23 protein-coding genes, 1 other RNA gene, 1 pseudogene and 1 riboswitch are annotated in these 23,583 nt (G+C 68.5%); of the genes and pseudogenes, 11 read left to right on the top strand and 14 right to left on the bottom strand.

Features of this window, described 5'->3' with window-relative positions:
* Nucleotides 1-65: 65 nt before the first annotated feature.
* The 4 genes from CFB46_RS00320 to CFB46_RS00305 all read right to left on the bottom strand — a co-directional run bounded on the left by CFB46_RS00320 (nucleotide 66) and on the right by CFB46_RS00305 (nucleotide 1,521).
* The gene (locus CFB46_RS00320) at nucleotides 66-527 is read right to left on the bottom strand and encodes an EVE domain-containing protein (RefSeq protein WP_027785156.1); all 462 of its coding nucleotides are present in this window, start codon (nucleotides 525-527) and stop codon (nucleotides 66-68) included.
* A 69-nt stretch (nucleotides 528-596) separates the two neighbouring features.
* Nucleotides 597-778, bottom strand: a non-coding RNA gene (gene ssrS / locus CFB46_RS00315) — 6S RNA.
* Between the two features lie 81 nt (nucleotides 779-859).
* Nucleotides 860-1,174, bottom strand: coding sequence for a cell division protein ZapA (locus CFB46_RS00310; protein WP_006478091.1), 315 nt, complete (start codon nucleotides 1,172-1,174; stop codon nucleotides 860-862).
* Nucleotides 1,171-1,521, bottom strand: a complete 351-nt coding sequence (locus tag CFB46_RS00305) for an ATPase (RefSeq protein ID WP_027785155.1) — start codon at nucleotides 1,519-1,521, stop codon at nucleotides 1,171-1,173. The genes CFB46_RS00310 and CFB46_RS00305 overlap by 4 nt, the downstream gene beginning before the upstream one ends.
* A gap of 154 nt (nucleotides 1,522-1,675) precedes the next feature.
* Nucleotides 1,676-1,924: riboswitch (cobalamin riboswitch) on the top strand.
* Between the two features lie 42 nt (nucleotides 1,925-1,966).
* Here CFB46_RS00305 and CFB46_RS00300 point away from each other — a divergent pair.
* The 5 genes from CFB46_RS00300 (at nucleotide 1,967) to cobC (ending at nucleotide 6,349) form a co-directional block, all read left to right on the top strand.
* Nucleotides 1,967-3,082 (top strand): FecCD family ABC transporter permease, encoded by a 1,116-nt coding sequence (locus CFB46_RS00300; RefSeq protein WP_089499103.1) that lies wholly within the window; start codon nucleotides 1,967-1,969, stop codon nucleotides 3,080-3,082.
* Nucleotides 3,079-3,897, top strand: coding sequence for an ABC transporter ATP-binding protein (locus CFB46_RS00295; protein WP_027785153.1), 819 nt, complete (start codon nucleotides 3,079-3,081; stop codon nucleotides 3,895-3,897). The genes CFB46_RS00300 and CFB46_RS00295 overlap by 4 nt, the downstream gene beginning before the upstream one ends.
* A 61-nt stretch (nucleotides 3,898-3,958) precedes the next feature.
* Complete coding sequence (cobT, locus tag CFB46_RS00290; RefSeq protein WP_027785152.1) at nucleotides 3,959-5,014, top strand: nicotinate-nucleotide--dimethylbenzimidazole phosphoribosyltransferase; 1,056 nt, start codon at nucleotides 3,959-3,961, stop codon at nucleotides 5,012-5,014.
* A gap of 13 nt (nucleotides 5,015-5,027) precedes the next feature.
* Nucleotides 5,028-5,780 carry an adenosylcobinamide-GDP ribazoletransferase gene (locus tag CFB46_RS00285; protein WP_034185434.1) on the top strand — a complete coding sequence of 251 codons (753 nt, stop codon included), beginning with the start codon at nucleotides 5,028-5,030 and terminating at the stop codon, nucleotides 5,778-5,780.
* Nucleotides 5,765-6,349, top strand: coding sequence for an alpha-ribazole phosphatase (gene cobC, locus CFB46_RS00280; RefSeq protein WP_027785150.1), 585 nt, complete (start codon nucleotides 5,765-5,767; stop codon nucleotides 6,347-6,349). The genes CFB46_RS00285 and cobC overlap by 16 nt, the downstream gene beginning before the upstream one ends.
* A 107-nt stretch (nucleotides 6,350-6,456) precedes the next feature.
* On the opposite strand, the gene CFB46_RS00275 is transcribed toward cobC, so the two are convergent.
* Genes CFB46_RS00275 through cobU form a run of 4 tightly spaced genes read right to left on the bottom strand, consistent with a single transcriptional unit; the run spans nucleotide 6,457 to nucleotide 9,875 of the window.
* On the bottom strand, nucleotides 6,457-7,374 hold the full coding sequence (locus CFB46_RS00275) for a cobalamin-binding protein (RefSeq protein WP_027785149.1): 918 nt from the start codon (nucleotides 7,372-7,374) through the stop codon (nucleotides 6,457-6,459).
* Entirely contained in the window at nucleotides 7,371-8,390 is a 1,020-nt protein-coding gene (gene cobD, locus CFB46_RS00270; RefSeq protein ID WP_027785148.1) for a threonine-phosphate decarboxylase CobD, read from the bottom strand. The genes CFB46_RS00275 and cobD overlap by 4 nt, the downstream gene beginning before the upstream one ends.
* Nucleotides 8,383-9,327, bottom strand: a complete 945-nt coding sequence (gene cbiB / locus CFB46_RS00265) for an adenosylcobinamide-phosphate synthase CbiB (RefSeq protein ID WP_027785147.1) — start codon at nucleotides 9,325-9,327, stop codon at nucleotides 8,383-8,385. The genes cobD and cbiB overlap by 8 nt, the downstream gene beginning before the upstream one ends.
* Complete coding sequence (gene cobU / locus CFB46_RS00260) at nucleotides 9,321-9,875, bottom strand: bifunctional adenosylcobinamide kinase/adenosylcobinamide-phosphate guanylyltransferase (protein ID WP_027785146.1); 555 nt, start codon at nucleotides 9,873-9,875, stop codon at nucleotides 9,321-9,323. Before cobU ends, cbiB begins: the two co-directional genes overlap by 7 nt.
* Nucleotides 9,876-9,950: 75 nt before the next feature.
* Here cobU and CFB46_RS00255 point away from each other — a divergent pair, with 75 nt between their 5' ends.
* The 4 genes from CFB46_RS00255 (at nucleotide 9,951) to CFB46_RS00245 (ending at nucleotide 13,048) form a co-directional block, all read left to right on the top strand.
* Nucleotides 9,951-11,453, top strand: coding sequence for a cobyric acid synthase (locus CFB46_RS00255; protein WP_027785145.1), 1,503 nt, complete (start codon nucleotides 9,951-9,953; stop codon nucleotides 11,451-11,453).
* An 82-nt stretch (nucleotides 11,454-11,535) separates the two neighbouring features.
* Nucleotides 11,536-11,670 carry a hypothetical protein gene (locus CFB46_RS36270; protein ID WP_256980616.1) on the top strand — a complete coding sequence of 45 codons (135 nt, stop codon included), beginning with the start codon at nucleotides 11,536-11,538 and terminating at the stop codon, nucleotides 11,668-11,670.
* A gap of 148 nt (nucleotides 11,671-11,818) precedes the next feature.
* Entirely contained in the window at nucleotides 11,819-12,232 is a 414-nt protein-coding gene (locus CFB46_RS00250; protein WP_027785144.1) for a DoxX family protein, read from the top strand.
* A gap of 156 nt (nucleotides 12,233-12,388) precedes the next feature.
* A complete protein-coding gene (locus CFB46_RS00245; protein ID WP_027785143.1) occupies nucleotides 12,389-13,048 on the top strand; it encodes a ParA family protein in 660 nt (219 codons plus the stop codon).
* Nucleotides 13,049-13,188: 140 nt separating this feature from the next.
* On the opposite strand, the gene panD is transcribed toward CFB46_RS00245, so the two are convergent.
* From panD to CFB46_RS00225, 4 genes are all read right to left on the bottom strand, one after another.
* Nucleotides 13,189-13,575 carry an aspartate 1-decarboxylase gene (gene panD / locus CFB46_RS00240; RefSeq protein ID WP_011545962.1) on the bottom strand — a complete coding sequence of 129 codons (387 nt, stop codon included), beginning with the start codon at nucleotides 13,573-13,575 and terminating at the stop codon, nucleotides 13,189-13,191.
* A 44-nt stretch (nucleotides 13,576-13,619) separates the two neighbouring features.
* Nucleotides 13,620-14,459 carry a pantoate--beta-alanine ligase gene (panC, locus tag CFB46_RS00235; RefSeq protein WP_027785142.1) on the bottom strand — a complete coding sequence of 280 codons (840 nt, stop codon included), beginning with the start codon at nucleotides 14,457-14,459 and terminating at the stop codon, nucleotides 13,620-13,622.
* Between the two features lie 260 nt (nucleotides 14,460-14,719).
* The gene (locus CFB46_RS00230) at nucleotides 14,720-15,592 is read right to left on the bottom strand and encodes a segregation and condensation protein A (RefSeq protein ID WP_027785141.1); all 873 of its coding nucleotides are present in this window, start codon (nucleotides 15,590-15,592) and stop codon (nucleotides 14,720-14,722) included.
* A 4-nt stretch (nucleotides 15,593-15,596) separates the two neighbouring features.
* Nucleotides 15,597-15,785 carry a DUF3460 family protein gene (locus tag CFB46_RS00225; RefSeq protein ID WP_006478107.1) on the bottom strand — a complete coding sequence of 63 codons (189 nt, stop codon included), beginning with the start codon at nucleotides 15,783-15,785 and terminating at the stop codon, nucleotides 15,597-15,599.
* 247 nt (nucleotides 15,786-16,032) lie between these two features.
* On the opposite strand from CFB46_RS00225, the gene CFB46_RS00220 reads away from it, so the two are divergent.
* Both CFB46_RS00220 and CFB46_RS00215 read left to right on the top strand, forming a co-directional pair.
* Nucleotides 16,033-17,847 (top strand): autotransporter assembly complex protein TamA, encoded by a 1,815-nt coding sequence (locus CFB46_RS00220; RefSeq protein WP_027785140.1) that lies wholly within the window; start codon nucleotides 16,033-16,035, stop codon nucleotides 17,845-17,847.
* Between the two features lie 28 nt (nucleotides 17,848-17,875).
* The gene (locus CFB46_RS00215; protein ID WP_027785139.1) at nucleotides 17,876-21,919 is read left to right on the top strand and encodes a translocation/assembly module TamB domain-containing protein; all 4,044 of its coding nucleotides are present in this window, start codon (nucleotides 17,876-17,878) and stop codon (nucleotides 21,917-21,919) included.
* A 501-nt stretch (nucleotides 21,920-22,420) separates the two neighbouring features.
* On the opposite strand, the gene CFB46_RS00210 is transcribed toward CFB46_RS00215, so the two are convergent.
* On the bottom strand, nucleotides 22,421-23,035 hold the full coding sequence (locus CFB46_RS00210) for a peptidoglycan recognition protein family protein (RefSeq protein WP_080681359.1): 615 nt from the start codon (nucleotides 23,033-23,035) through the stop codon (nucleotides 22,421-22,423).
* Between the two features lie 14 nt (nucleotides 23,036-23,049).
* Nucleotides 23,050-23,532 (bottom strand): annotated as a pseudogene (locus tag CFB46_RS00205) (Hcp family type VI secretion system effector).
* Nucleotides 23,533-23,583 lie beyond the last annotated feature (51 nt).

The following is a 23,583-nucleotide window of genomic DNA, read 5'->3' as shown; positions in this document are numbered from 1 at the left end:
CGCGAAAGTGCCGCGAGTTCCGTTACGGCAGCGCGTCCTGACCGGATTTGACCTTTGACGCGCGTCTACTTCATCAACTTTTCGGTGATGAATCGCCATTCCGCACGCGTGACGGGCGTGATCGACAGCCGGTTGCCGCGCGCGAGCACGCGCATGTCGGCGAGCTCGTCGTGCTCGCGCAGCGCGGCGAGCGGCACGAGCGGCGACTTCTTCACGAAGCGCACGTCGACGAGCAGCCAGCGCGGCGCTTCCTGCGTCGATTTCGGGTCGTAATAGGGGCTTTTCGGATCGAACTGCGTGGGATCGGGGTAGGGCGTCGACGATACTTCGGCGAGGCCGGCGATGCCCGGCTCGGGGCAGCTCGAGTGATAGAACAGCACGCCGTCGCCGATCTTCATCGTGTCGCGCATGAAATTGCGCGCCTGATAGTTGCGTACGCCGGTCCACGGCAGCGAGCGCTGCGGTGCGTGGGCGAGATCGTCGATGCTTGCTTCGTCCGGTTCGGACTTCATCAGCCAGTATTGCATGGTCGTGATCGACGCAGAAAAGGCTGCCACAAAAGAAAACGGCACCGGGACTTGCCCGATGCCGTTGGATAGGCCCCCACCTTGGCCGCTAGGCCGGCATCCTGAACCTGAGGTTCAGAGTTGGTCGCAGTTAGCAGCACTTCGGGTACATCAGACAGTGTGACGCGCGCGCCCGTGCTACAAATTTCCGCAACCGTGCACATGGCATTGGTTCAAGGAATATATGACCTTGGCGAACCAGGCAGGGAAGCTGACTGAACTGTGATTCGATGCGCCAATTTGACCACCGTTGACCGTCGAGATCAAGGGAAATCGACGCACCGTTTGAAACGTTACTGCGTCTCGTGCTGTGCGAGCACCGCGCCGAGCTGTTCGTTCATCTGGTGCATTGTACGACGGATTTCCTCCGCCGGAAATGCTTCACCATGCCGCACGCTCGTTTGCAGCCGCAGCAATTCCGATGCAAGCGACAGCGCCGCCATCACCGCGATGCGATCGGTGCCGCGCACCGAACTGTTCGAGCGGATTTTCGACATTTCGGCGTCGACGCGCGCGACCGCTTCGAGCAGCGCCGCTTCGGTCTCGGCCGAACAGGCGAGCCGATAGGGCTGACCGAGAATCGAGACTTCGATCTGCTTGGTGCTCATGCATGTTCTCCGTGGCTGGCCGCGTCATCGCCATCCGCGCGCGCCTGCGCATCCAGCAGGTCGAGCTGGTTGTCGGCTTGCTCCGCGCTCTTCGAGCGCGGCAGCTTTTCGAGAATCGCGTTCAGTTTCACCTGGGCGTCGTCGATTTTCGCCGACAACGTGTCGCGCTCGGCCGCGAGCGCATTGCGTTCGTCGCGCAGTTGCGCGAGTTCCGCGCGGACCGTGTCCGCTTCCGCGCGCAATTGCGCGACCTGCTCCTCGAGCGCGAGCCGTTCCGAGTGATAGCGCTTGTTCAGCGAAATCAGACGGCCAATATTTTGAGACAGGGTTTCGAGTTCGTTGAGCATTTGCTGCGTCCTCTAAAGACCCAGCATTTTAGCGCGGAATAACGCGCAATCCGACATCTGTAACGTTTCCAGTCGTAACACCCCTGCTTCTTGCCGCGAATAAGCGCGTCCCGCGCGGGTCCGGACGCTTCCTTGACGCTCGCGCGACCGGCTCCTAAACTGGCGCCGCCTCGGTGCTCGCGCGCAGGACGCGCGGTTAAACGGGAAGCAGGGTGCGGGCTCCAGGAGCGCGCCAACCTGCGCTGCCCCCGCAACGGTAAGCGGCCGCGTCGCGTGACGCAGGCCGGCTCGGGCGCGTTTCGCGTGCAGGTCGCATGCGGGCGCGGGCCACTGCGCGTCATGGCGCGGGAAGGCGAGCCGGACCGCCGCCAGCCCGGATACCGGCCGAGACGGGGAGCCCGCACGGGCTCCATGACGCGCGGCCTGCGGGGAAGCGGGGCGCGCAATGTTTCACGGAACGTTCTTCGATGCCGACCCCAATCGTCCGCCCTGCGCCGCTGTCGCGCCCGGCCGACTCCCGCAAGCGGATGTGCCGCGCGTCGTGCGCGCGGCCGTGCGCGGCATGAGCGCCGCGCGCGCCGTCGCGATCTGGGCCGCGCTGGCCGCTGTGGTCGCGCTGCTGTTCGTCGCGTCGCTGTCGATCGGCAGCGTGCCGATGTCGCCGTGGCAGGCGCTCGCGTCGCTCGTGCCGCACGGCGGCGATACCCTGTTTGCCGATATCGTCCGGACGCTGCGCCTGCCGCGCTCGCTCGCGGGTTTCGCGTGCGGCGCACTGCTCGCGCTCGCCGGCGCGTTGTTGCAGGTGCTGCTGCGCAATCCGCTCGCGGAGCCGTACGTACTGGGCGTGTCCGGCGGCGCGGCCGGCTTCGCGCTCGTCGCGATGATCGCGGGCGGCGCATGGTGGCTCGTCGACGCGTCGGCGTTCGCCGGTTCGCTCGTATCGGTCGCGCTCGTGCTCGGTCTCGCGAGGCGCGAGCTGTGGCGCGGCGAATCGCGCGACGCATCGCCGCGGCTGCTGCTCACGGGCGTCGTGATCGCGGCGGGGTGGGGCGCGCTCGTCACGCTGTTGCTGTCGCTCGCGCCCGACGCGCGGCTGCGCGGCATCATCTTCTGGCTGACGGGCGACCTGAACGGCGCGACGGCGCCGTGGTTCGCGTGGGGCGCGCTGTTGCTGAGCGCATGCGTCGCGCTGCCGGCCGCGCCGCAACTGAACGTGCTGCTGCGCGGCGACGCGACCGCGCTCGCGCTCGGCGTGCCGGTCGCGCGCCTGCGCGTGCGGATCTATCTCGTCGCGTCGCTGGCTGCCGCGGCCGCCGTGACGACGGCCGGCACGATCGGCTTCGTCGGGCTCGTCGTGCCGCATGCGTTGCGGCTCGCGTTCGGCAACGACCAGCGGATGCTGCTGCCGGCCGCGATGCTGGCGGGCGGCGGCGGCGTGATGGCGGCCGACCTGCTCGCGCGCACCGCGATCGCGCCCGCGCAATTGCCGGTGGGCGTGATGACCGCGTTGATCGGCGTGCCGGTGTTCCTGTGGATGTTGCTGAGGAGGCCGATGCGATGACGGGCACCACCGCACCGCACGCCGCTGCCGGCGACATGTCCTGTACGGCCGTGGACCTGACGCTGAAGGCCGGCGCCCGCACGTTGCTCGACCGCTTCACGCAGGGGTTCCGCCCCGGCGAGATCTGGTGCGTCGCCGGACCGAACGGCGCGGGCAAGACGACGCTGCTCGCCACGCTCGCGGGATTGCAGCCGCCCGTCGGCGGATACGTCGAGATCGACGGTCGGCCGCTTGCCGCGTGGCGCCCCGAGCAACTCGCGCAGCGTCGCGCGCTGATGCCGCAGCAATTGCACGATGCGTTCAGCGCGACCGTGTTCGACACAGTGCTGCTGAACCGCTTTCCGTATCTCGGCGGCTGGGGCTGGGAGCGCGACGGCGATCGCGCAGCGGCGCGCGATGCGCTCGCGACGTTCGACCTGACCGCGCTCGCGTCGCGCGACGTGATGTCGCTGTCGGGCGGCGAGCGGCAGCGGGTCGCGCTGGCCGCGACGCTGTGCCAGGATGCGCCGCTGATGCTGCTCGACGAACCGCTCGCGCATCTGGACCTGCATCACCAGATCGACTGCCTGACCGCGCTGGCCGCCTGGCTCGCGGCAGGCCCGCGCGCGGTGATGTTTTCGTGTCACGACCTGAACCTCGCGCGGCGTTTCGCGACGCATGCGCTGTTGCTCGACGGTCGCGGCCATGCGTGGGCCGGCCCCGTGCACGACGTGCTGACGCCCGAGCGCGCGAGCGACGCGTTCGGCTATCCGCTCGTGCTGATCCGCGAGAACGGCCGCGATGCGTTGCTGCCGGCATGGCCTGCGCGACAATGACCCTTCCTGTTCCGATTTTTCCGATGCGCGGCGCATGCCGCGCGCACGACACGGCTCCTCGATGACGACTCCGACCCATTTCCCGCCCGCGATCGCGCCGCTCGACGACGCGCTGCGCACGCGCCTGCAACATGTGATCGACCACAAGACCAAGCCGCCCGGCAGCCTCGGCCAGCTCGAGGCGCTCGCGCTGCAGCTCGGCCTGATCCAGCGCACCGAGCGGCCGGTCGTGCAGCGTCCCGTGACGATCGTGTTCGCGGGCGACCACGGCATCGCGGCCGAAGGCGTCAGTCCTTATCCGCAGGCGGTGACGGCGCAGATGGTCGCGAACTTCCTGGCCGGCGGTGCGGCGATCAACGCGTTCTCGGGCGTCGCGCAGAGCACGCTCGAGATCGTCGATGCGGGCGTCGCGTCGCCGCTGCCGCTGTCGGACCGGCTGGTGTCGCTGCCGGTCGCGCGCGGCACGCGCAACTTCGCGGCGGAACCCGCGATGACGCGTGAAGAAGCGATGACGGCGCTCGAGGCCGGCGCGGCGCGCGTCCGCCTGCACGCGTCGCTCGGCACGAACGTGATCGGCTTCGGCGAGATGGGGATCGCGAACACGTCGTCGGCCGCCTGCCTGATGAGCCGCCTGCTCGACGTGCCGATCGATGCCTGCGTCGGCCGCGGCACGGGGCTCGACGACCAGGGCCTCGCGCACAAGCGCGCGGTGCTCGGCCGCGCGCTCGTCAAGCACTCGCATGCGCTTGCGCCGCTCGACGTGCTCGCGACGTTCGGCGGCTTCGAGATCGCGATGATGACGGGCGCGTACCTCGCGGCCGCGAGCGAGCGGATGACGATCTTGGTCGACGGCTTCATCGCGACCGCCGCGCTGCTCGTCGCCGAGCGCATCGCGCCCGGCGTGCGCGACTACTGCGTGTTCTCGCATACGTCGCACGAGGCCGGCCACCGGCGCATGCTCGAGCATTTCGGTGCGAAGCCGCTGCTCGCGCTCGATCTGCGGCTCGGCGAAGGCACGGGCGCCGCGCTCGCGCTGCCGCTCGTGCGCGCCGCGGCCGCGTTCCTCGGCGAGATGGCGAGCTTCGAATCCGCCGGCGTCGACAATCGTGACGCCTGAGCGCACGCGCGGCATGCGGGCCGAACTGCGCTACTTCTTCGTCGCGCTCGGCTATTTCACGCGCGTGCCCATGCCGCGCTCGATCGGCTACGCGGCCGGCGACCTTGACCAGGCCGCGCGTTATTTCCCGCTCGTCGGCGCATGCGTGGGCGCATGGGGCGCGCTGGTCTATCTCGTTGCGCTGCGCGCGCTGCCCGCGTCGATCGCGGTCGGGCTGTCGATGGCCGCGACGTTGCTCGCGACCGGCGCATTCCACGAAGACGGCCTTGCCGACAGTTGCGATGCGTTCGGCGGCGGTTACACGCGCGACGACGTGCTGCGCATCATGCACGATTCGCGGATCGGCACGTTCGGCGCGGTCGCGCTCGTGATCGCGCTCGGGCTGAAATGGCAGGCGCTGACGTCGATGCTGCCGTTGCGCGCCGCATGGACGATGATCGCCGCGCACGCGGCGAGCCGCACGATGGCCGTGAGCCTGCTGATGTCGCTCGACTACGTGCGGCCCGAAGGCAAGGCGAAGCCGGTCGCGCAACGGATGAGCGCACGTGCCGCGTGCGTCGCGGCGGTGTTCGGACTGCCGTGGCTGTTCTGGCCCGACTGGCGCATGGGCGTTGCCGCATGCGTGGCGCTCGTCCTGGTGCGCGCGGGGCTGGCCCGCTATTTCGTGAAGCGGATCGGCGGTTATACCGGCGACTGTCTCGGTTTCGCGCAGCAACTGGGCGAACTGGCGATCTATCTCGTGGTGCTCGGATGGACATCGTCCTGATCCGCCATCCGGCCGTCGGCATCGAGCCCGGCATCTGCTATGGGCGCAGCAACGTGCCGCTCGCCGATTCGGCCGAGGGCGGCGCGCAGGCCGTGCGTGCGCATGTGTCGACACTGGGCGCACCGATGCCCGAACGGGTCTGGACGAGCCCGCTCACGCGTTGCGCGTCGATTGCCGAACGGCTCGCGCGGGCATTCGACGTGCCGCTGCGGCGCGATGCCGACTGGCAGGAAATGGATTTCGGCGCGTGGGAAATGCAGCGCTGGGACGATATCGACCGCGCGGCACTCGATGCGTGGGCGGCCGACCTGATGCATGCATGCGCGCACGGCGGAGAAAGCGTGGCGCGATTCGTCGAACGCGTGGCGCGGCAGGCCGATACGCTTGCGGAGCTCGACGGCTCGCAATGGGTCGTCACGCATGCGGGCGTGATCCGCGCATTCGCGTCGCATGTGTTGCGCATGCCGCTCGACACGCTGCTGTCGCGGCCCGTGCCGACGGGCGGGGCCGTCTGGCTGCGCACGCACGACGGCGCGCAAACATGGGAAGTCGTGCACTGGGATGCATAGGCGTACGTGCGTCCGCAGGTGAACGACGACGCTGCGCACGATCGGTCCGTCTCGAGCGCCGGACGCATCCGGCGTCGGTGCGCGACGAACGCGCCGGCCGCCGGAAATCAGCGCGCCGGCCGCCGCGCACGCGCGGCATCCAGATCCTCGCACAGCGCGGCCGCGCCCTGCACGATCCGCGGCGACGGCCGCGTCAGCAGATCGCCGTCGATCGCGAACAGGTTGTGGCGCGCCACGGCCGTCAGCGCGGGCCACGCGCGCCAGCGCGCGAGGCTCGGCAGCGGTTCGTTCGAACGGGTCGCGCCGGCACTCGTCGTCACGATCGCTTCCGGATTCGCCGCGAGCACGGCCTCGTCGGTCACGGTCGGCGCGAGCGGCTTGAGCGACGCGAACACGTTGCGGCCGCCGCAGAGTTCGAATACTTCGTCGATCAGGTGCGTGCCGTTGAGCGTCGTCAGCGGGCGGTCCCACACCTGGAAGAACAGCGTGACGGGCGGGCGTGCCGCGTAGCGTGCGCGTAGTGTCGCGAGGTCCCGTGTGAAGGCAGCCGCGGCGGCATCGGCGATCGGTTGCGTGCCGAGCAGCATGCCGAGCCGGCGCAGCGACGACGACACGTCGTCGAGATGCTTCGGCTCGCTGAAGAACAGCGGGATGTGCAGCGCGCGCAGCGCATCGGTCTGCCGCTCGGCGTTGCCGTGCCGCCAGACGACGATCAGGTCGGGCTTCAGCGCGGCGATTCGTTCGAGATCGAGCGCCTTGTTGTCGCCGACGCGCGGCACCGCTTGCGCGGCGGCCGGGTAGTCGCTGTACGTGACGGTGCCGACGAGCTTCGCGCCACCGCCGGCCGCGTAGACGAGTTCGGTCGCGTGCGGCGCGAGGCTGATCACCCGCTGCGCGGGCGCGGGCAGCGTGACCGTATTGCCGGCGTCGTCGCGCGTCGTGACGTCGGCGTGGACGAGCGGCGCGCGAGCGAGCGCCGCCAGCAGCGCGGCCGGCGCGAGCCGGCGGAACATGGGCGGACTCATGCGGCGGCCCGCGGCAGCAGCGGCACGCAATGCGCGAGCGCGTCGCCGAGGCGCCGCCATTCGGCTTCGCTGCCCGGCAGGCCGACGCGCACGCTCGACGGCATCGGGAAGTGCCGCGTCCAGATGCCGCGCGTCGCGAGCGCCGCATGCAGCGCCGCGGCGCGCGGGTCGTCGGTCCAGCTGAAGAGCGGCGTCGCGCGAACCGCGAAGCCGTGCGTGCGCAGCAGCGCGGCCAGTCGTTCGCCGTCGGCCGCGAGCCGCTCGCGGGCGGCCGCTTGCCACGCGCGATCGGCGAACGCCGCGGCGACGACGTGGCGTGCGGGGCCGCTCACCGTCCACGCGCCGAGCCTGTCGCGCAACGCGACGATTTGGTCGGGGCACGCGAGCACGAAGCCCGCGCGGATCCCGGCGAGCCCGAAGAACTTGCCGACCGAGCGCAGCACGACGAGCCCCGGATGATCGACCCGCGGCGCGAGCGATGGCGTGGCGCCCGTATCGGCGAACGCTTCGTCGACGATCAGCGTGCCGCCGCGTGCCGCCAGTTGCGCATGCCAGCCGAGCAGGCGCCCGGTCGGCACGAATTCGGCGGTCGGATTGTTCGGATTCCCGACGATGACGTGGCGCAGCGTCGCGGGCAGCGTGTCGGCGCGGATGTCAAGCGCGACGACGCGATGGCCGTGGCGCGCGAACGCGGGCGCGTATTCGCCGTACGCGAGCGCCGCGACGCCGGCGTCGCCGGCCGGCAGCAAGCCGGGCAACGCGCGGATCGCGGCCTGGCTGCCGGCGACCGGCAGCACGTGCGCGGCATCGGGCGCGTGGTAGTACTGCGCGGCGCGGGCCGCGAGGCCGTCGCCGTCGTCGGGCAGCCGGCGCCATGCGTCGGCCGGGACGGGCGGCACCGGAAAGCCCGCCGGATTGATGCCGGTCGACAGATCGAGCCACGCGTCGTACGGAATGCCGTGGCGGCGGGCGGCTTCATGCAGGTTGCCGCCGTGCGCGATGGATGAGTCAGACATGATGGGTGGCCATGACGAGTGCGCCGCTCGCGACCAGCAGCGCGAGCCACAAGGCGAGCGTGCGCGTGACGAGCGACAGCGCGGCGACGACGTGGACGGCCGTGGCCGTGGCGCCGGTGCCGAGCGCCGGGCGATCCTCGATCTCGCCGTGATAGACGGCCGGGCCGCCGAGCTGCACGTTCAGGCTGCCGGCGCCCGCGGCCATGACGGGGCCCGCGTTCGGGCTGTCCCAGTGGCGCGCCTGCGTGCGCCAGCAGCGCCACGCGGCGGCCGTGTCGCCGAGCAGCGCGTAGCTCGCGGCGGTGAGGCGCGCGGGAATCCAGTTCAGCGCGTCGTCGATGCGTGCGGCAGCCCAGCCGAAGGTCAGGAAGCGTGGCGTGCGATAGCCCCACATCGCGTCGAGCGTGTTCGCGAGCCGGAACAGCAACGCGCCGGGACCGCCCGCGACGACGAACCAGAAGAGCGCGCCGAAGATTGCATCGTTGCCGTTCTCGAGCGCCGATTCGACGGCGGCGCGCGACAGCGCACCTTCGTCCGCGCTGCTGGTGTCGCGCGACACGATGCGCGCGGTCAGCGCGCGCGCCGCGTCGAGGTCGCGCCGCAGCAGCGCGGCGGCGATCGGCGCGACGTGGTCGGCGAGGCTCTTCGCGCCGAGCGCGAACCACAGCAGCGCGACGTGCAGCGCAGCCGCGAACGGCCACGGCAGCACGCAGACGAGCCAGGCCGCGACGGCCACCGGCGGCACGACCGCCGCGAGCCACGCGGCGACGCCGACCACGCGGCCGCGCCGGCCCGTGTTCAGCGCGGCTTCGATGCGCGCGGCGACGCGGCCGAACGCGACGAGCGGATGCCAGCCGGCCGGCTCGCCGATTGCGCGGTCGACGAGCGCGGCCGCGACCGCGAGCATCGCGACGACGGGCAACGACAGCATCAGCATGGCTGCGTGCCCGCCTTGAGGTCGAGCGGCAGCCCGGCAACCAGCAGCGTGACGCGCGTCGCAAGCGCGGCGATGCGCTGGTTCAGGCGCCCGAGCTCGTCGACGTAGCGGCGCGTGACCGACCCGAGCGGCACGACGCCGAGCCCGATCTCGTTGCTGACGACGATCACCTTCGCGCGCGCGCCGCGCAACGCGTGCTCGAGCCGTTCGACGTGCGCCGCGTACCGCGCGTCGTCGAGCGGTTCGCCGTCGGCGGGGCACAGCAGGTTCGTGAGCCACAGCGTCAGGCAGTCGACGAGCAGGCAGGCGTGCGGATCGTCGAGCCGCGTGAGCGTGCCCGCGAGATCGACGGGCGCGTCGGCGAACCCCCAGTCGGCCGGCCGGCGCGCGCGATGATGCGCGATGCGCTGAGCGAATTCGGCATCGGCGGCGGTCGCGGTCGCGATGTAGGTGACGGGGCGGCCGCTGTCGGCGGCGAGCCGCTCGGCATGCGCGCTCTTGCCCGAGCGCGCGCCGCCGAGGACGAAGGTGAGGTCGTGCGGAATCATCGCGTGATTGTAACGGTGCGGGCGACCCGCCGCGGGCGATAATGCCGCCTTTGCTTCGCGACGACCTTTGACACGATGAATGCACCCGAGCCGCGGCCGCGCGGCACGCTGATGATCCAGGGCACGACGTCCGACGCGGGCAAGAGCACGCTCGTCGCGGGCCTATGCCGCCTCGCGCGCCGCGGCGGCGCGCGCGTGGCGCCATTCAAGCCGCAGAACATGGCGCTCAACAGCGCGGTGACGGTCGACGGCGGCGAGATCGGCCGCGCACAGGCGTTGCAGGCGCTGGCCGCCGGCGTCGCGCCGCATACGGATTTCAATCCGGTGCTGCTGAAGCCGACGAGCGACCGCGGCGCGCAGGTGATCATTCATGGCAAGGCGCGCATGAATCTCGACGCGCGGGCGTATCACGACTACAAGCCGGTCGCGTTCGAGGCGGTACTCGAGTCGTATGCGCGCCTGCGCGCCGGGTACGACACGGTGATCGTCGAAGGCGCCGGCAGCCCGGCCGAGATCAACCTGCGCGACGGCGACATCGCGAACATGGGGTTTGCGGAGCGCGTCGACTGCCCGGTCGTGCTCGTCGCCGACATCGATCGCGGCGGCGTGTTCGCGCACCTGGTCGGCACGCTCGCATGCCTGTCGGACAGCGAGCGCGCGCGCGTGCGCGGCTTCGTGATCAACCGCTTCCGCGGCGATCTCGAGCTGCTCGAACCGGGGCTCGACTGGCTGCGTGCCCGGACGGGCAAGCCGGTGTTCGGCGTGCTGCCGTACCTGCACGGGCTGCTGCTCGACGCGGAGGACATGTTGCCCGCACAGGCGCGCAGCGCCGCCGCGCGGGGCGAGGCCGGCGTGTTGCGCGTCGTCGTGCCCGCGCTGCCGCGCATCAGCAACCACACCGATTTCGACCCGCTGCGCGCGCATCCTCAGGTCGAATTCACGTACTGGAAGAGCGGCCCCGTGCCCGACGCCGACCTGCTGATCCTGCCCGGTTCGAAGAGCGTGCAGCGCGACCTCGCGTGGCTGCGCGACGCGGGCTGGGAAGCGCTGATCCGGCGCCATCTGCGCTACGGCGGCAAGGTGATCGGCATCTGCGGCGGCATGCAGATGCTCGGCCGCACGCTCGACGATCCGCTCGGCCTCGAAGGCGCGCCCGGCAGCGTGCCGGGGTTCGGGCTGCTCGATTTCGACACGACGCTGCAACCCGACAAGACGCTGAAGAACGTGACCGGGCAACTCGCGCTGCCGGGTGACGCGGCCGTACGCGGCTACGAGATCCACATGGGCGACACGCGCGGGCCGGCGCTCGCGACGCCCGCGCTGACGCTGGATGCCGATGCCGCGCGGGATGGCGTGCGTCCCGACGGCGCGATGTCGGCCGACGGCCAGATTCTCGCGACCTATGTGCACGGGCTGTTCGACGCGCCCGACGCATGCGCGGCGCTGCTCGCGTGGGCGGGGCTCGACGGGGCGGCCCGCATCGACTACCCGGCGCTGCGCGAGGCGTCGCTCGAGCGGCTGGCCGACACGTTCGCCGAGCATCTCGACCTCGACGCGCTGTACGCCGAGTTTCGTTGACGGCGAGCCGGTCCGCCCTCGCTTTTTTCGCCCGATCGCGTACAACGGAGGAGGGCGGGGGTCCGCCCGAAGGAGAGCGACGATGAGGGCTCGATGGTGGTGGAGCATGCTGCTTGCGGCGCTGCTGGGCGCGGCGGCGGCGTATGCCTGCGATTCGTCTGCGCCGGGCGGCGCGCAGTCCGGCGGTGACGCAACGCAAGGCAAGAGCGGTTACTGAACTGGATGCGGGGCATGATTGGTCATGCCCTTTTTTTGCTTCTATTCGTTCCTGAATGGAATCAATTTAATCGACGTGGCGTGTTTATCGGTCGAATCGATTCGAATAGAGTGCGTCCATTCCCCGTCCACTCCCGAAGGAATCCGTCATGAACCCCAACCGCCTGAATGATTTCGCCGCGACGCTGCTGCGCGTCGCCCTCGGCGTGCTGTACCTCGCGCACGTCGCGCAGAAAATATTCGTCTTCACGCTGCCCGGCACCGCGCAGTTCTTCGCGTCGATCGGCCTGCCGTCGTGGCTCGCGTACCTGACCACGTTCGTCGAGCTGGCGGGCGGCCTGGCGCTGCTCGCGGGGTTCCGCGTGCGTATCGCCGCGCTGGTGCTGCTGCCGTTCATGCTCGGCGCGCTCGCCGCGCATCTGCCGAACGGCTGGAGCTTCTCGTCGCCGCACGGCGGCTGGGAATATCCGGCGTTCTGGGCCGTCACGCTGGCCGTACAGGCCCTGCTGGGCGGCGGCGCGCTCGCGATCGGCGCGCGGGAGGGCACGGCCCAGCGCGCGTAATGTGAAGGAAAGGGGAAGGAAGCGCACGAAAGCGGCCCGCGGTTCGCCGCGACCGGTTCCGGTGACACCCCTTTGCCGATATCATCGCTCCCTGTATCCGCAATCGAGCGGCGCCTGCCATGCGGCCGGCGCCGCGCGGCATTTTCGGGGGAATTCATGACGGTCATCGTGGTGGCGAATCCGAAGGGCGGCGTGGGCAAGAGCACGCTGTCCACCAATCTAGCCGGCTATTTCGCGGCGCAGGGCGCGTGGGTCGCGCTGGCCGACCTGGATCGGCAGCAGTCCGCGCATGCGTGGCTGGACCTGCGGCCGGCGGGCCTGCCGGCGATCGAGGCGTGGGATCTCGATCCGGACGCGCCGTCGAAGCCGCCGCGCGGCCTCGAATATGCGGTGATCGATACGCCGGCGGGCCTGCACGGCACGCGGCTCAACGTCGCGCTGCAACTGGCCGACAAGGTGATCGTGCCGCTGCAGCCGTCGATGTTCGATATTCTCGCGACCCAGCAGTTTCTGGAGCGCCTCGCCGGCGAGAAGGCCGTGCGCAAGGGCAGCGTCGAGGTCGGGATCGTCGGGATGCGGGTCGATGCGCGCACGCGCTCGTCCGATCAGCTGCACCGGTTCGTCGAAGGGCTCGGCCTGCCGGTGCTCGGCTACGTGCGCGACACGCAGAACTACGTGCAGATCGCCGCGCACGGCCTGACGCTGTGGGATGTCGCGAAAAGCCGGGTCGAGAAGGATCTCGAACAGTGGCGGCCGATCGTCGAATGGGCCGAGCGCCGCGTGCCGAAGGCCGACAAGGCCGCCAAGACGTCCTGAGCGCCCGGCCGCCCGGGCCCGGCGTGACACGCAAAGAGAAAGGCACGGATTCCGTGGCGAACGGCGTCCGTGCCTTCGGTCGCGAGCGGGAGTGCCGCGCGGCGGCCCGTGCGCCACGGCACGCGGCCGTGCCGCTCAGCTTACGTCCAGTTCTGCGTCGGGACGTGGTCCCGGTGGCCCTTGATCTTGTTGCCGTCGTCGATGAACACGAGCTTCGGCTTCCAGCCGGCCTGCAGTTCGGCTTCGTCGACCATCGCGAACGCCGCGATGATCACGAGGTCGCCGAGCTGTGCGCGGCGCGCGGCCGAGCCGTTCAGCGAGATCATCCCGCTGCCGCGCTCGCCCTTGATCGCGTACGTCGAGAAGCGTTCGCCGTTGTTGATGTTCCAGATGTCGATCCGTTCGTTTTCGATCAGGCCCGCCGCTTCGAGCAGGTCTTCGTCGATCGCGCACGAACCTTCGTAGTGCAGTTCGCAGTGCGTGACCGCCGCACGGTGGATCTTCGATTTGAGCATGTGGCGCTGCATGGTGTCTCCGTGATGCGTCGTGAGAGGCGCGGGCGGGCCGCCCGTCAGATTTCGAGGTTGTCGATGAGGCGCGTCGCGCCGAGCTTCGCGGCGGCGAGCACGACGAGCGGCTCGCCGGCTTCGAGCTCGGCGGCGCTCGGTGCGATCAGGTTCGCGCGGCGGCGGATCGACAGGTAGTCGGGCGCCCAGCCGCGATCAGCCAGGTGCGTGCGGGCCTGCTGTTCGAGCTTGCCGAGATCGTGCTCGCCGGCGAGCACGCCGTCGCGCACGCGCTGCAGCGTCTTCGCGAGCTCCGGCGCTTCCTTGCGCTCGTCGACCGACAGGTAGCGGTTGCGCGACGACAGCGCGAGGCCGTCCTCGTCGCGCACGGTTTCGGCCGCGATGATGTCGACCGGCAGCGCGAGCTGCTGGCACATCCGGCGCACGATCATCAGCTGCTGGTAGTCCTTCTTGCCGAACACGGCGACGCGCGGCTGCACGCAGGCCATCAGCTTCGACACGACCGTGCACACGCCGGTGAAGAAGCCGGGCCGGAATTCGCCTTCGAGAATCCCGCCGAGATCGTCCGGCGGCAGCACGCGGTATTCCTGCGGTTCGGGGTACATGTCGCGCTCGGTCGGCGCGAACAGCACGTACACGTTTTCCTGCTGCAGCTTCTCGATATCGTCCTGGAGCGTGCGCGGATACTTGTCGAAATCCTCGTTCGGGCCGAATTGCAGCCGGTTGACGAAGATGCTCGCCACGACCGGGTCGCCGTGCTGGCGCGCGAGGCGCATCAGCGACAGGTGCCCTTCGTGCAGGTTGCCCATCGTCGGCACGAACGCCGTGCGGTTCTGTCCGCGCAGCTGGTCGCGCAGTTCCTGGATCGAGCTGATGACTTTCATGATCGGGTAGCGGGTTCCTCGCGCAGGCGCGCGTTGACGCCGCAACAGCGGCGTCGGGGTCGAAGCGGAGAACGCCGGCGCGCGGGCGGCGCATCGGGCGTCGGCGGATTGTAGAGGATTTGGCCGCGGCACGCATCGATAAAAGAACGATCGTTCACTTTTTATTGACGCGTGCCGGACACCCGCCGGACGGCCATCGGCCGCGGCGAAGCGGTGAGTGTCCGAACGAACCGGGGAGCGGGAAGCGGCGGGGGCGGCTCTTACGCGGGCAGGTACGCGAGGCGCACGTAGATCGGTGCGAACGGCTCGGCCTGCGTGATCTCGAGCAGCGATTCGCGCGCGAGTTCGAGCATCGCGATGAAGTTCACGACGACGACCGGCACGCCGCGCGACGTGTCGAACAGGTCGGCGAACTCCATGAAGCGCGCGTTCTGCAGCCGGCGCAGGATCAGGCTCATGTGTTCGCGCACCGACAGCTCCTCGCGGGAGATCTTGTGGTGCTGGACGAGCTTCGCGCGCTTGAGCACGTCGGCCCACGCGGCGCGCAGATCGTCCGAATTCACGTCGGGAAAGCGCGGCGTGACGCTTTGCTCGATATACACCTCGGCGCGCAGGAAATCGCGGCCGAGCTGCGGCAACTGGTCGAGCCGCTGCGCGGCGAGCTTCATCTGCTCGTACTCGAGCAGCCGGCGCACGAGTTCGGCACGCGGATCCTCGGCCTCCTCGCCCGTGTCGGCCTTCTTGACCGGCAGCAGCATCCGCGACTTGATTTCGATCAGCATCGCGGCCATCAGCAGGTACTCGGCCGCCAGCTCGAGATTCGACGTGCGGATCTGGTCGACGTAGCCCAGATATTGCGCGGTGACCTGCGCCATCGGGATGTCGAGCACGTTGAAGTTCTGCTTGCGGATCAGGTAGAGCAGCAGGTCGAGCGGGCCTTCGAAGGTCTCGAGAAAGATTTCGAGCGCATCGGGCGGGATGTAGAGATCCTGCGGCAGCTTGAAGAGCGGCTCGCCGTACAGGCGAGCGAACGCCGCGACACCGTCGACCGTGTCGGGCGTCGAATCGGCGCCCGCGGGCGCGGCGATCGCGTCGTCCTGCCGGGCGGCGCTGGCCTCGTCGGCGGCGCTCACGTCGTCAGAAGTTCTGGTAGTAGACGTACGACGTTTGCTTCACGCGCGATTCCTGCTGCTCGGCGCGCTCTTCGAGATCGATCGGCTGCTTGTCCCACAGCAGGGAACGGCCCTTGCGCTGCTCTTCCTCGAGCGTCGGCTTCTGCTGCTTGAGCTGGTTCAGGAACTGCGTGACGTCGGACTGGTACGGCATGGCTGGATCTTCCGTTTCGGGCGGCGCACGATGCGCCGGATTCGCGATGGCGGGATTTTACCGCATCGCGGGGAACAGCCGGCGCCAATCGCGCGTCGAATCCGCTGGCGGTGCCGGCGGGCATGGGGCGGCGGCCCTGTCGGGCGCTGGCATTCTTTCACAATCGTTTGGCTGCGACGCCCGCGCCCTGTGGTCAAATACAGGGTTTTCCACGAAACCGTAACGATCCAGGACGGCGAGGTCATATTTGGCGGGGCAGTCGAACCAGCAAGCACACATGGCGCATGACGCGGGCTCGCGCGCGGCCCGCGATCGCGCCGGCGCCGCGGCCCGCGTCGCGCGGGCGGCCCTCGCGGGTTGCCTGGCCGCGTGCTTCGCGCTGCCGGCCCACGCGAAGTACGACGTCGACATCGACGCGCCGCGCTCGATCCGCAAGCTCCTCAAGACCCATCTCGATATCGCCCGCTTCGCCAAGCGCGACGACATCAGCGACGATCAATTCGACTTCCTCGTGACCGCCACGCCGCAGCAGGTCCGCGACCTGGCCGCGACGGCCGGCTATTTCTCGCCGGTCGTGCGTACCGACGTGCGCACCCGCGACGGCAAGCGCGACGTGCGCATCGCGGTCGATCCGGGGAAGCAGACCATCGTGTCGACGGTCGACCTGACGTTCAAGGGGCCCGTCGAAACCGAGGAGCCGAAGCAGGAGACCGCCACCCGTTTCGCGTTCTCGATGAAGCCGGGCGACCCGTTCACGCAGTCCGACTGGGACGACGCGAAGGGTGCGGCGCTGCGGCAACTGCAGTCGCGCCGCTATCTCGGCGCGAAGATCGTGTCGTCCGAGGCGCGCATCGATCCGCGCACGCAGCGTGCGACGCTCGCGGTCACGTTCGACAGCGGCCCGACGTTTACGATCGGCAAGGTCGACGTCGACGGCGTGCGCCGTTATCCGGAAAAGATCGTCACGAACGTCAATCCGCTGTCGGAAGGCGAGATCTACGACGTGCGGCGGATCAACGAATTGCAGCGGCAGTTGCAGAACACGCCGTACTACGCGAGCGTCGCGATCGACGTCGGCGACGATACGTCGAAGCCCGAGCGCACGCCCGTGCACGTGAAGGTCAGCGAGTTCCCGTACAACAACATTCGCGGCGGCGTCGGCTTCGCCACCGATACCGGTCCGCACGTGCAGGGTTCCTATACGTATCTCGACACCTTCGGCGCCGCATGGCCGCTGACCGTGTCGGGCCGGCTCGACCAGATCCAGCAGTACGGGCAGGTCCAGCTGTCGATGCCGCCCGGCGAGAAGGGCTGGACCAACAGCGTGCTCGCGTCGTATACGAACACCAACGTGTCCGACACGCGCATCTACAGCGCGCGGGTCGGCGTGCAGCGCGCGCGCACCGGCCAGTTCATCGACTATTCGTATTCGCTGATGTACTACCAGGACCGACTCGACCAGAACGGCGCGGGGCCGACCACGAGCCGCGCGCTCGTGCCGCAGTGGGCGTGGACCCGCCGCAACGTCGACGATCCGCTGTTTCCGCGCTCGGGCAACCTGATTCATGCGGAGGCCGGCTTCGCGGTCAAGGGCGCGCTGGCCGACGAAACCTTCGTCCGCGGCTACGCGCGCGGGCAGCAGTACCTGCCGATCGGCAAGCGCGACCTGTTCGTGTTCCGCGCGGAGCTCGGCGGCGTGTTTACGAGCGGCAGCTCGACCGGCGTGCCGGCGTCGCTGCTGTTCCGCGCGGGCGGCTCGAATTCGGTGCGCGGCTACGGCTACCAGAGCATCGGCAACAGCGTCGACGGCTCCGTCCTGCCGACCAAGTACCTGGTGACGGGCACCGCCGAATACCAGCACTGGTTCAACCGCGACTGGGGCGCCGCGACGTTCTTCGACATCGGTACCGCGACCGATGCATGGGGCGAGCGCGTGTTTTACCCGGGCGTGGGTGTCGGTGCGCGCTGGCGCAGCCCGGTCGGCCCGATCAACGTCGACGTCGCGTACGGCTTGCGCAATCACAGCGTGCGCCCGTATTTGACGCTCGGCATCGCTTTCTGAACCTGCCGTCCTATCCACGACGAACCGCATGACGAAGGACCCGAACGACACGCCGCCGCCTCACGATCCGGATTCGCCCGACGGCGCGCCCGACACGCCGCCGCGCGGGCCGCGCCGCGGCCGCGCGTGGCGGGTCGTCGCGTGGACGCTCGCGACGGTCGTGCTGCTCGTCGTGCTGGCGGCGGGGCTCGTGCTGGGCGCGGTGACGACCGAACGCGGGACGCGGCTCGCGTGGCAGGCGGCCGGCAAGGTGCTCGGCACGCGGCTCGCGGGCACGCTCGAGGGGGGCTCGCTCGCGACCGGCGTGCGCTTGCGCGGGTTCGCATGGACCAGCCCCGACGGCACCGGCACCGAAGTTCGCATCGACCGGCTCGACGGCCGCTGGGCACTGACGCGCGCGCCGTGGCGGCTGTCCGTCGCCTATCTGCGTGCCGGCACGATCGACGTGCGGATCGCGCCGGGGCCGTCGACGCCCGGTACGACGCCGCAGGACCTGAGCCTGCCGCTGCAGGTGCGGATCGACGACCTGCGCGTCGACCGCCTCGCCATTCACGAAGGCGCATCGACGACGCAGCTCGACCATCTCGCGCTGAACGGCCGCAGCGACGGCCGGCACCATGAACTCGTGCTCGACGGCGTCGATACGCCGTACGGCGCGCTGACCGCGCGGGCGAAGCTCGACGGCGTGAAGCCGTTCGCGCTGACGGGCGAAGCCACCTATGCAGGCAAGCTGTCCGACGAAGCGGTCGATGCGCGGGCCCGCGTGTCGGGCTCGCTCGAGGCGCTCGTCGCCGAGGTCGATGCGAGCGGGATGAAGCTGAACGGGCGCGCACACGTCGAGGCCGCGCCGTTCGGCGCCGTGCCGCTCACGCGCGCGTCGCTCGCGTTCGATCACGTGAACCCGCAGGCGCTGTCGCCCGGCGCCCCGGCGGCCGATCTCGCGGTGCGCGCGGAACTCGCGCCGGTGAGCGCGCCGGCCGGTTCGGCGCCGGCGAAGGGGTTCGCGGTGACGGGCCCGGTGTCGATCGTCAACGCGAAGCCGGGCACGCTCGGCGACCATCTGCTGCCGTTGATCGACGCGCACGCGAACGTGCATCTCGACGCGCACGCGCAACGGATCGACGGCCTCGCGCTGAAGCTGATCCGCGACGGCAGCGTGACCGGCGGCGGCACGCTCGCGGGCGGCAAGGGCCGCTTCGACCTGAAGGTCGCGAACCTCGACCTGAACGCGTTCGTCGCCGAGCTGCGGCCGATGCGCCTCGGCGGCCCGCTCGGCGTCACGCTCGCGCGCGACGTGACGACCGTCGATTTCGACCTGAATGACCCCAAGCTCGCGCTCGGCGCGCGCGCCAAGGTCGCGCTGACGCAGAAGCAGACCGTGCTGACCGACACGCGCGTGACGGCCGGCAAGGGGCGCATCGACCTGACCGGCGTGTTCCGCCACGACGCGCATTCGAGCTACGACGCGAAGGCGACGCTGACGGCGTTCGATCCGCTGCTGCTCGCCGCGATGAGCGCACCGAAGGCGGGCGGCGGCAAGGCGCCTGCGAAGGCGGTCAAGGCGCCGGCCAAGCGCGGCGAGACGCGCGTGTCGGGCACGCTGACGGCATCGGGCGCGTTCGCGCCGCAGGTCTCGACGAAGGCGACCTTCAAGCTTGGCGACAGCCTGTACGACGGCGTGCCGCTGACCGGCGCCGGCGTCGTGCAGCTCGCCGGCTCGCGGATCCTGCCGAGCAACGCGAACCTGTCGATTGCCGGCAATCACGTCGACCTGCGCGGCAGCTTCGGCGCGCCCGGCGACCGGCTGCGCTTCGTCGTCGACGCGCCGCAGCTCGACCGGCTCGGCTTCGGCGTCGAAGGGCTCGTGCAGGCGCAGGGCGACCTGACCGGCAGCTTCGCGCATCCGAACGTGACGGCCAGCTACAAGGCCGAGCACGTCGTCGTCGGTTCGAACCGGATCGGCTCGGCGCAGGGCCGCGCGGACATCCGCGACGGCGCGCACGGCGCGCTCGTGTTCACGACCGACGCGGCCGACGTCGCGCTCGGCTCGTTCAAGCTGAAGTCGTTGCGCGCGAACCTCGACGGCACGCGCGCGAAGCACACGCTCGACGCATCGGCGCTCGGGAATGCCGGCGGCCGCGTGATCGACCTGACGCTCGCGGCGAACGGCGGCGTGGTCGAGAACCGCGACGGCATGAGCTGGAACGGCACCGTCACGCGGCTTGCGAATCGCGGCACGCCGGCGCTCGCGCTGCAGGCGCCGCTGACGATATCGGCCGGCGCCGGGCGCGTGACGCTCGGCGCGACGCGGCTCACGCTCGAAGGCGCGTCGATCGACCTGAAATCGTTCGTGTTCGATCGCGGCCAGATGCGCTCGGCGGGCGCCGTGACCGGCGCATCGGTCGCGCGTTTCCTCGAGGTTCGCCAGGCGCTGACCGGCCAGCGGCCGCCGGTGCGGACCGACGTCGTGCTCGATGCCGATTGGGATTTCTCGCTCGGTGCGAACGCGACGGGGTACGTGCAGGTGAAGCGCCGCGGCGGCGACGTGACGATCGAGACCGGGCGCGGCATCGCATCGCTCGGCCTGACCGATCTGTCCGCACGCGCGAGCTTCGCGCCCGGCAACCGGCTCAATGTGACGGCGCTCGCGAAGGCGAGCCGGATCGGCACGCTCGACGCGAACGTCGCGGTGCCGTTCGCGCTGCGCGACGGCGTGTTCGGCATCGTCGACGACGGTCCGCTGTCGGGCCGCATCGACGCCGACATCCCCACGCTGAAGACCACCGGCAACCTGTTCGGGCCGAGCTACCTGCTCGGCGGGCGCGCGGCGCTGAAGCTGACGGTCTCCGGCACGCCGGTGAAACCGAACCTGTCGGGAACGCTGACGGGCGACGACCTGTCCGCGACGCTCATCGATCAGGGCGTGCAACTGAAGGACGGCATCGTGCGCGTGAAGCTGTCGGACAACCTCGTCGAATTCGAGCAGGTCGAATTTCACGGCGGCGACGGCACGCTGCGCGCGCTCGGCCGCGTGCGCCTGGACGGCGAGGCGCCCGACCTGACCGCCAGCATCGTCGCGGACAAGCTCGAACTGTTCGCGGCGCCGGACCGCAAGCTGTCGCTGTCGGGCAAGGCCACCGTCGCGAACGACGGGCCGCGCGGCGCGCTGTCGATCGACGGCAAGTTCGTGGTCGACCGTGCGCTGTTCGACCTGCCCGAGCAATCGGCGCCGCACCTGTCCGACGACGTCGTGATCGTGCGGCCGGACGGCACGGTGCGCGGCGAGACGCCGACCGGCACCGCGGTCGCGAAGCCGAAGCCGGTCGAGAACAAACCGGCGCCGTCGCTGGCGCCGCGCGCGAACATCGACGTCGGCCTCGGCAACAACTTCCGCTTCAAGGGCCACGGCGCGGATCTCGGGCTGCGCGGCACGATCACCGTGATGAGCGCGCCGGGCGTGCCGTTGCGCGCGGTCGGCAACGTGCGCGTGACCGAAGGCTCGACGTACACGACGTTCGGCCGCAAGCTCGCGGTCGAGAACGGCTTCTTCACGTTCAACGGCCCCGTGTCGAACCCGGGCGTCAACATCCTCGCGATGCGGCGCAACCAGGAGGTCGAGGCCGGCGTGCAGGTGACGGGCACGATCCAGTCGGCGACGGTCAAGCTCGTGTCGGAGCCGAACGTCACGGACAACGAAAAGCTGTCGTGGCTGCTGTTCGGGCACGGCACGGACCAGGGCAACAACGTCGGCCAGCAGGGGGCGATGACGGCGGCACTCGGGCTGCTCGGCAGCGTGACCGGCAAGCGCGTCGCGCAGACCTTCGGCCTCGACGAGGTCTCGGTCGGCCGCAGCGAAGTCGGCCTGACCGATTCGCAGGTCGTGCTGGTGTCGAAGGCGATCAACGAGCGGTTCGTGCTCGGCTTCGAGCAGGGGCTTCAATCGGCGAGCAACGCGTTCAAGGCGACGATCAACCTGACGCGCTTCTGGTCGGTGTCCGCGTACGGCGGCACGTTCCAGGGCGTCGACCTGAATTACACGCGGCGCTTCGATCGGTGGTTCGGGCAGCGGTGAGGGAGGAGGCATGACAGGGCACCGGGGATGGCCCCTGGCCTTCTGCACGTCGGGGGCACGGGGGCCTCAAGAGTCTGGTTCAGCATTCTTGCTCGTCGCCAAGGCCATAGTTGCAAGCAAAGGGATCGTGCCACTTATTTCTTTTATATAGCAAGTTGACTGATCCGCCTCTTGACCAAAATAATGTCGAAGTTCCTCCTGAATATAGTTGAAATTTGCCTGAGCTGTTGTCGCTGAATGTAATTGTCCCGGTGGTGTAGCAGGGGGAGTAGCGTTCTGTCGTAATCGTGTAGCTCTCGACAGGATATGCCTTTTCGAAATAATGTCTCACTTGGTTGATCGTTGGCTTAAATTTCTTGCACCCTTCCATCAAATTGGAGTCCTGGGTGTCAAGATTTAATCCCGTTTCATCGATCGTCGCTTTTTTTACGGTTCTTGCTTGGGTTGTTGTTTGTAATGTTATAAAAACAAGTGCGAGCAAGAGTCTGGTCGGCCGGGAATTTACCATCTTGCGGTGGCTGCTTCTGTCGGTGTTTTATAGGATAGCTGGGGGTGGCGATAAATTTCCTGGGGTGAAATATAAAGAGTCTCTGTTAATTCTTTGATTAGCCATCGAAGAGATGAATTTTGCTTCCCTGTAACATCTTCGTAAATCTTCTCCTTCCGGTTAGTGCCGGGCTTGTCTTTGTCATGTGATTCTCCAACTAATTCAATGCCAATCGAGTCGTTGTTCGATGGATAGCGATTCGGCCATGTTTTTTTGTGCTCGTGAATCGATAGCTTTGTATATTTGTGTTCTATTCCGGATGCTATCTTCAATTCCGCGGCAGGGCATTCATGTGTAATGATGCAGCGAGATTTGAGTTTACCAACATGATTGGTTCTTTTGAGTAGTGAAGCTGTTTGATGGATTGTTCCGTCTTTGTCGATTAGGAAATGTGCGCCATTGGCACCTTTTTTCCTGTAGCTATTAAAGGTGCTTTCTGCTGTTGGACCGTCTGTTTGATGAACAACGATTCCATTGATCTTGTTCATCGGGCCTCGCTCAATTTCCGAGAATATCTTGACCTGGATGCGCTCAGCATCGACATGGCCTTGTTTTGAAATGAACAGCATGATATGTCCCGTTGTCAGATGGTCTTGTTGGCTTTAATGTCGTAACCCATGCCCACTGTTCCGACGCTACCGCCCTGAGCGTTCTGAATCACGTATTCTTGCTTCACACGCGAGAAAGACAATCGAACTTCTTAGCGCGGGACCCGCATGTTGGGGTTGCTAACCGGCTTGACTCCGGTAATGAGCACGTCCTCCATCGTGATCTTCAGGTATTCGAGTGGTTTGCCGCCAGCTTTGCGCATCACCAGCACAGCCCTGTCGAGGGGCCTGCCTATCAAGCAATACTGAATCAGATTCGGTGTGGCGCGATCGATATAGTGCTCGAACGTTAGATCGTCAACGGTGCATCTGCCTGCACCACCACCGCTTCCCATGTGCATATTGGATTGCTGGCTTACCGACCAGGTCCACGTAAGTACCTCGATTTCATTCGAATGACTGCGATCGGTCGACTCGCCCTCGATACCCGTGAGCTTCAAGAAAATATCCTGCGCCATCTTACTTCTCCCGTCGGATTATTGAGAAATCGAAGGCACCTATCTGCTGCT

Origin of the sequence: Burkholderia sp. HI2761 (assembly GCF_002223355.1) — a bacterium.
Taxonomy (GTDB): Bacteria; Pseudomonadota; Gammaproteobacteria; order Burkholderiales; family Burkholderiaceae; genus Burkholderia.
The sequence above is the reverse complement of the archived record's forward strand: the minus strand, read 5'-3'. Positions and strand labels throughout refer to the sequence as shown.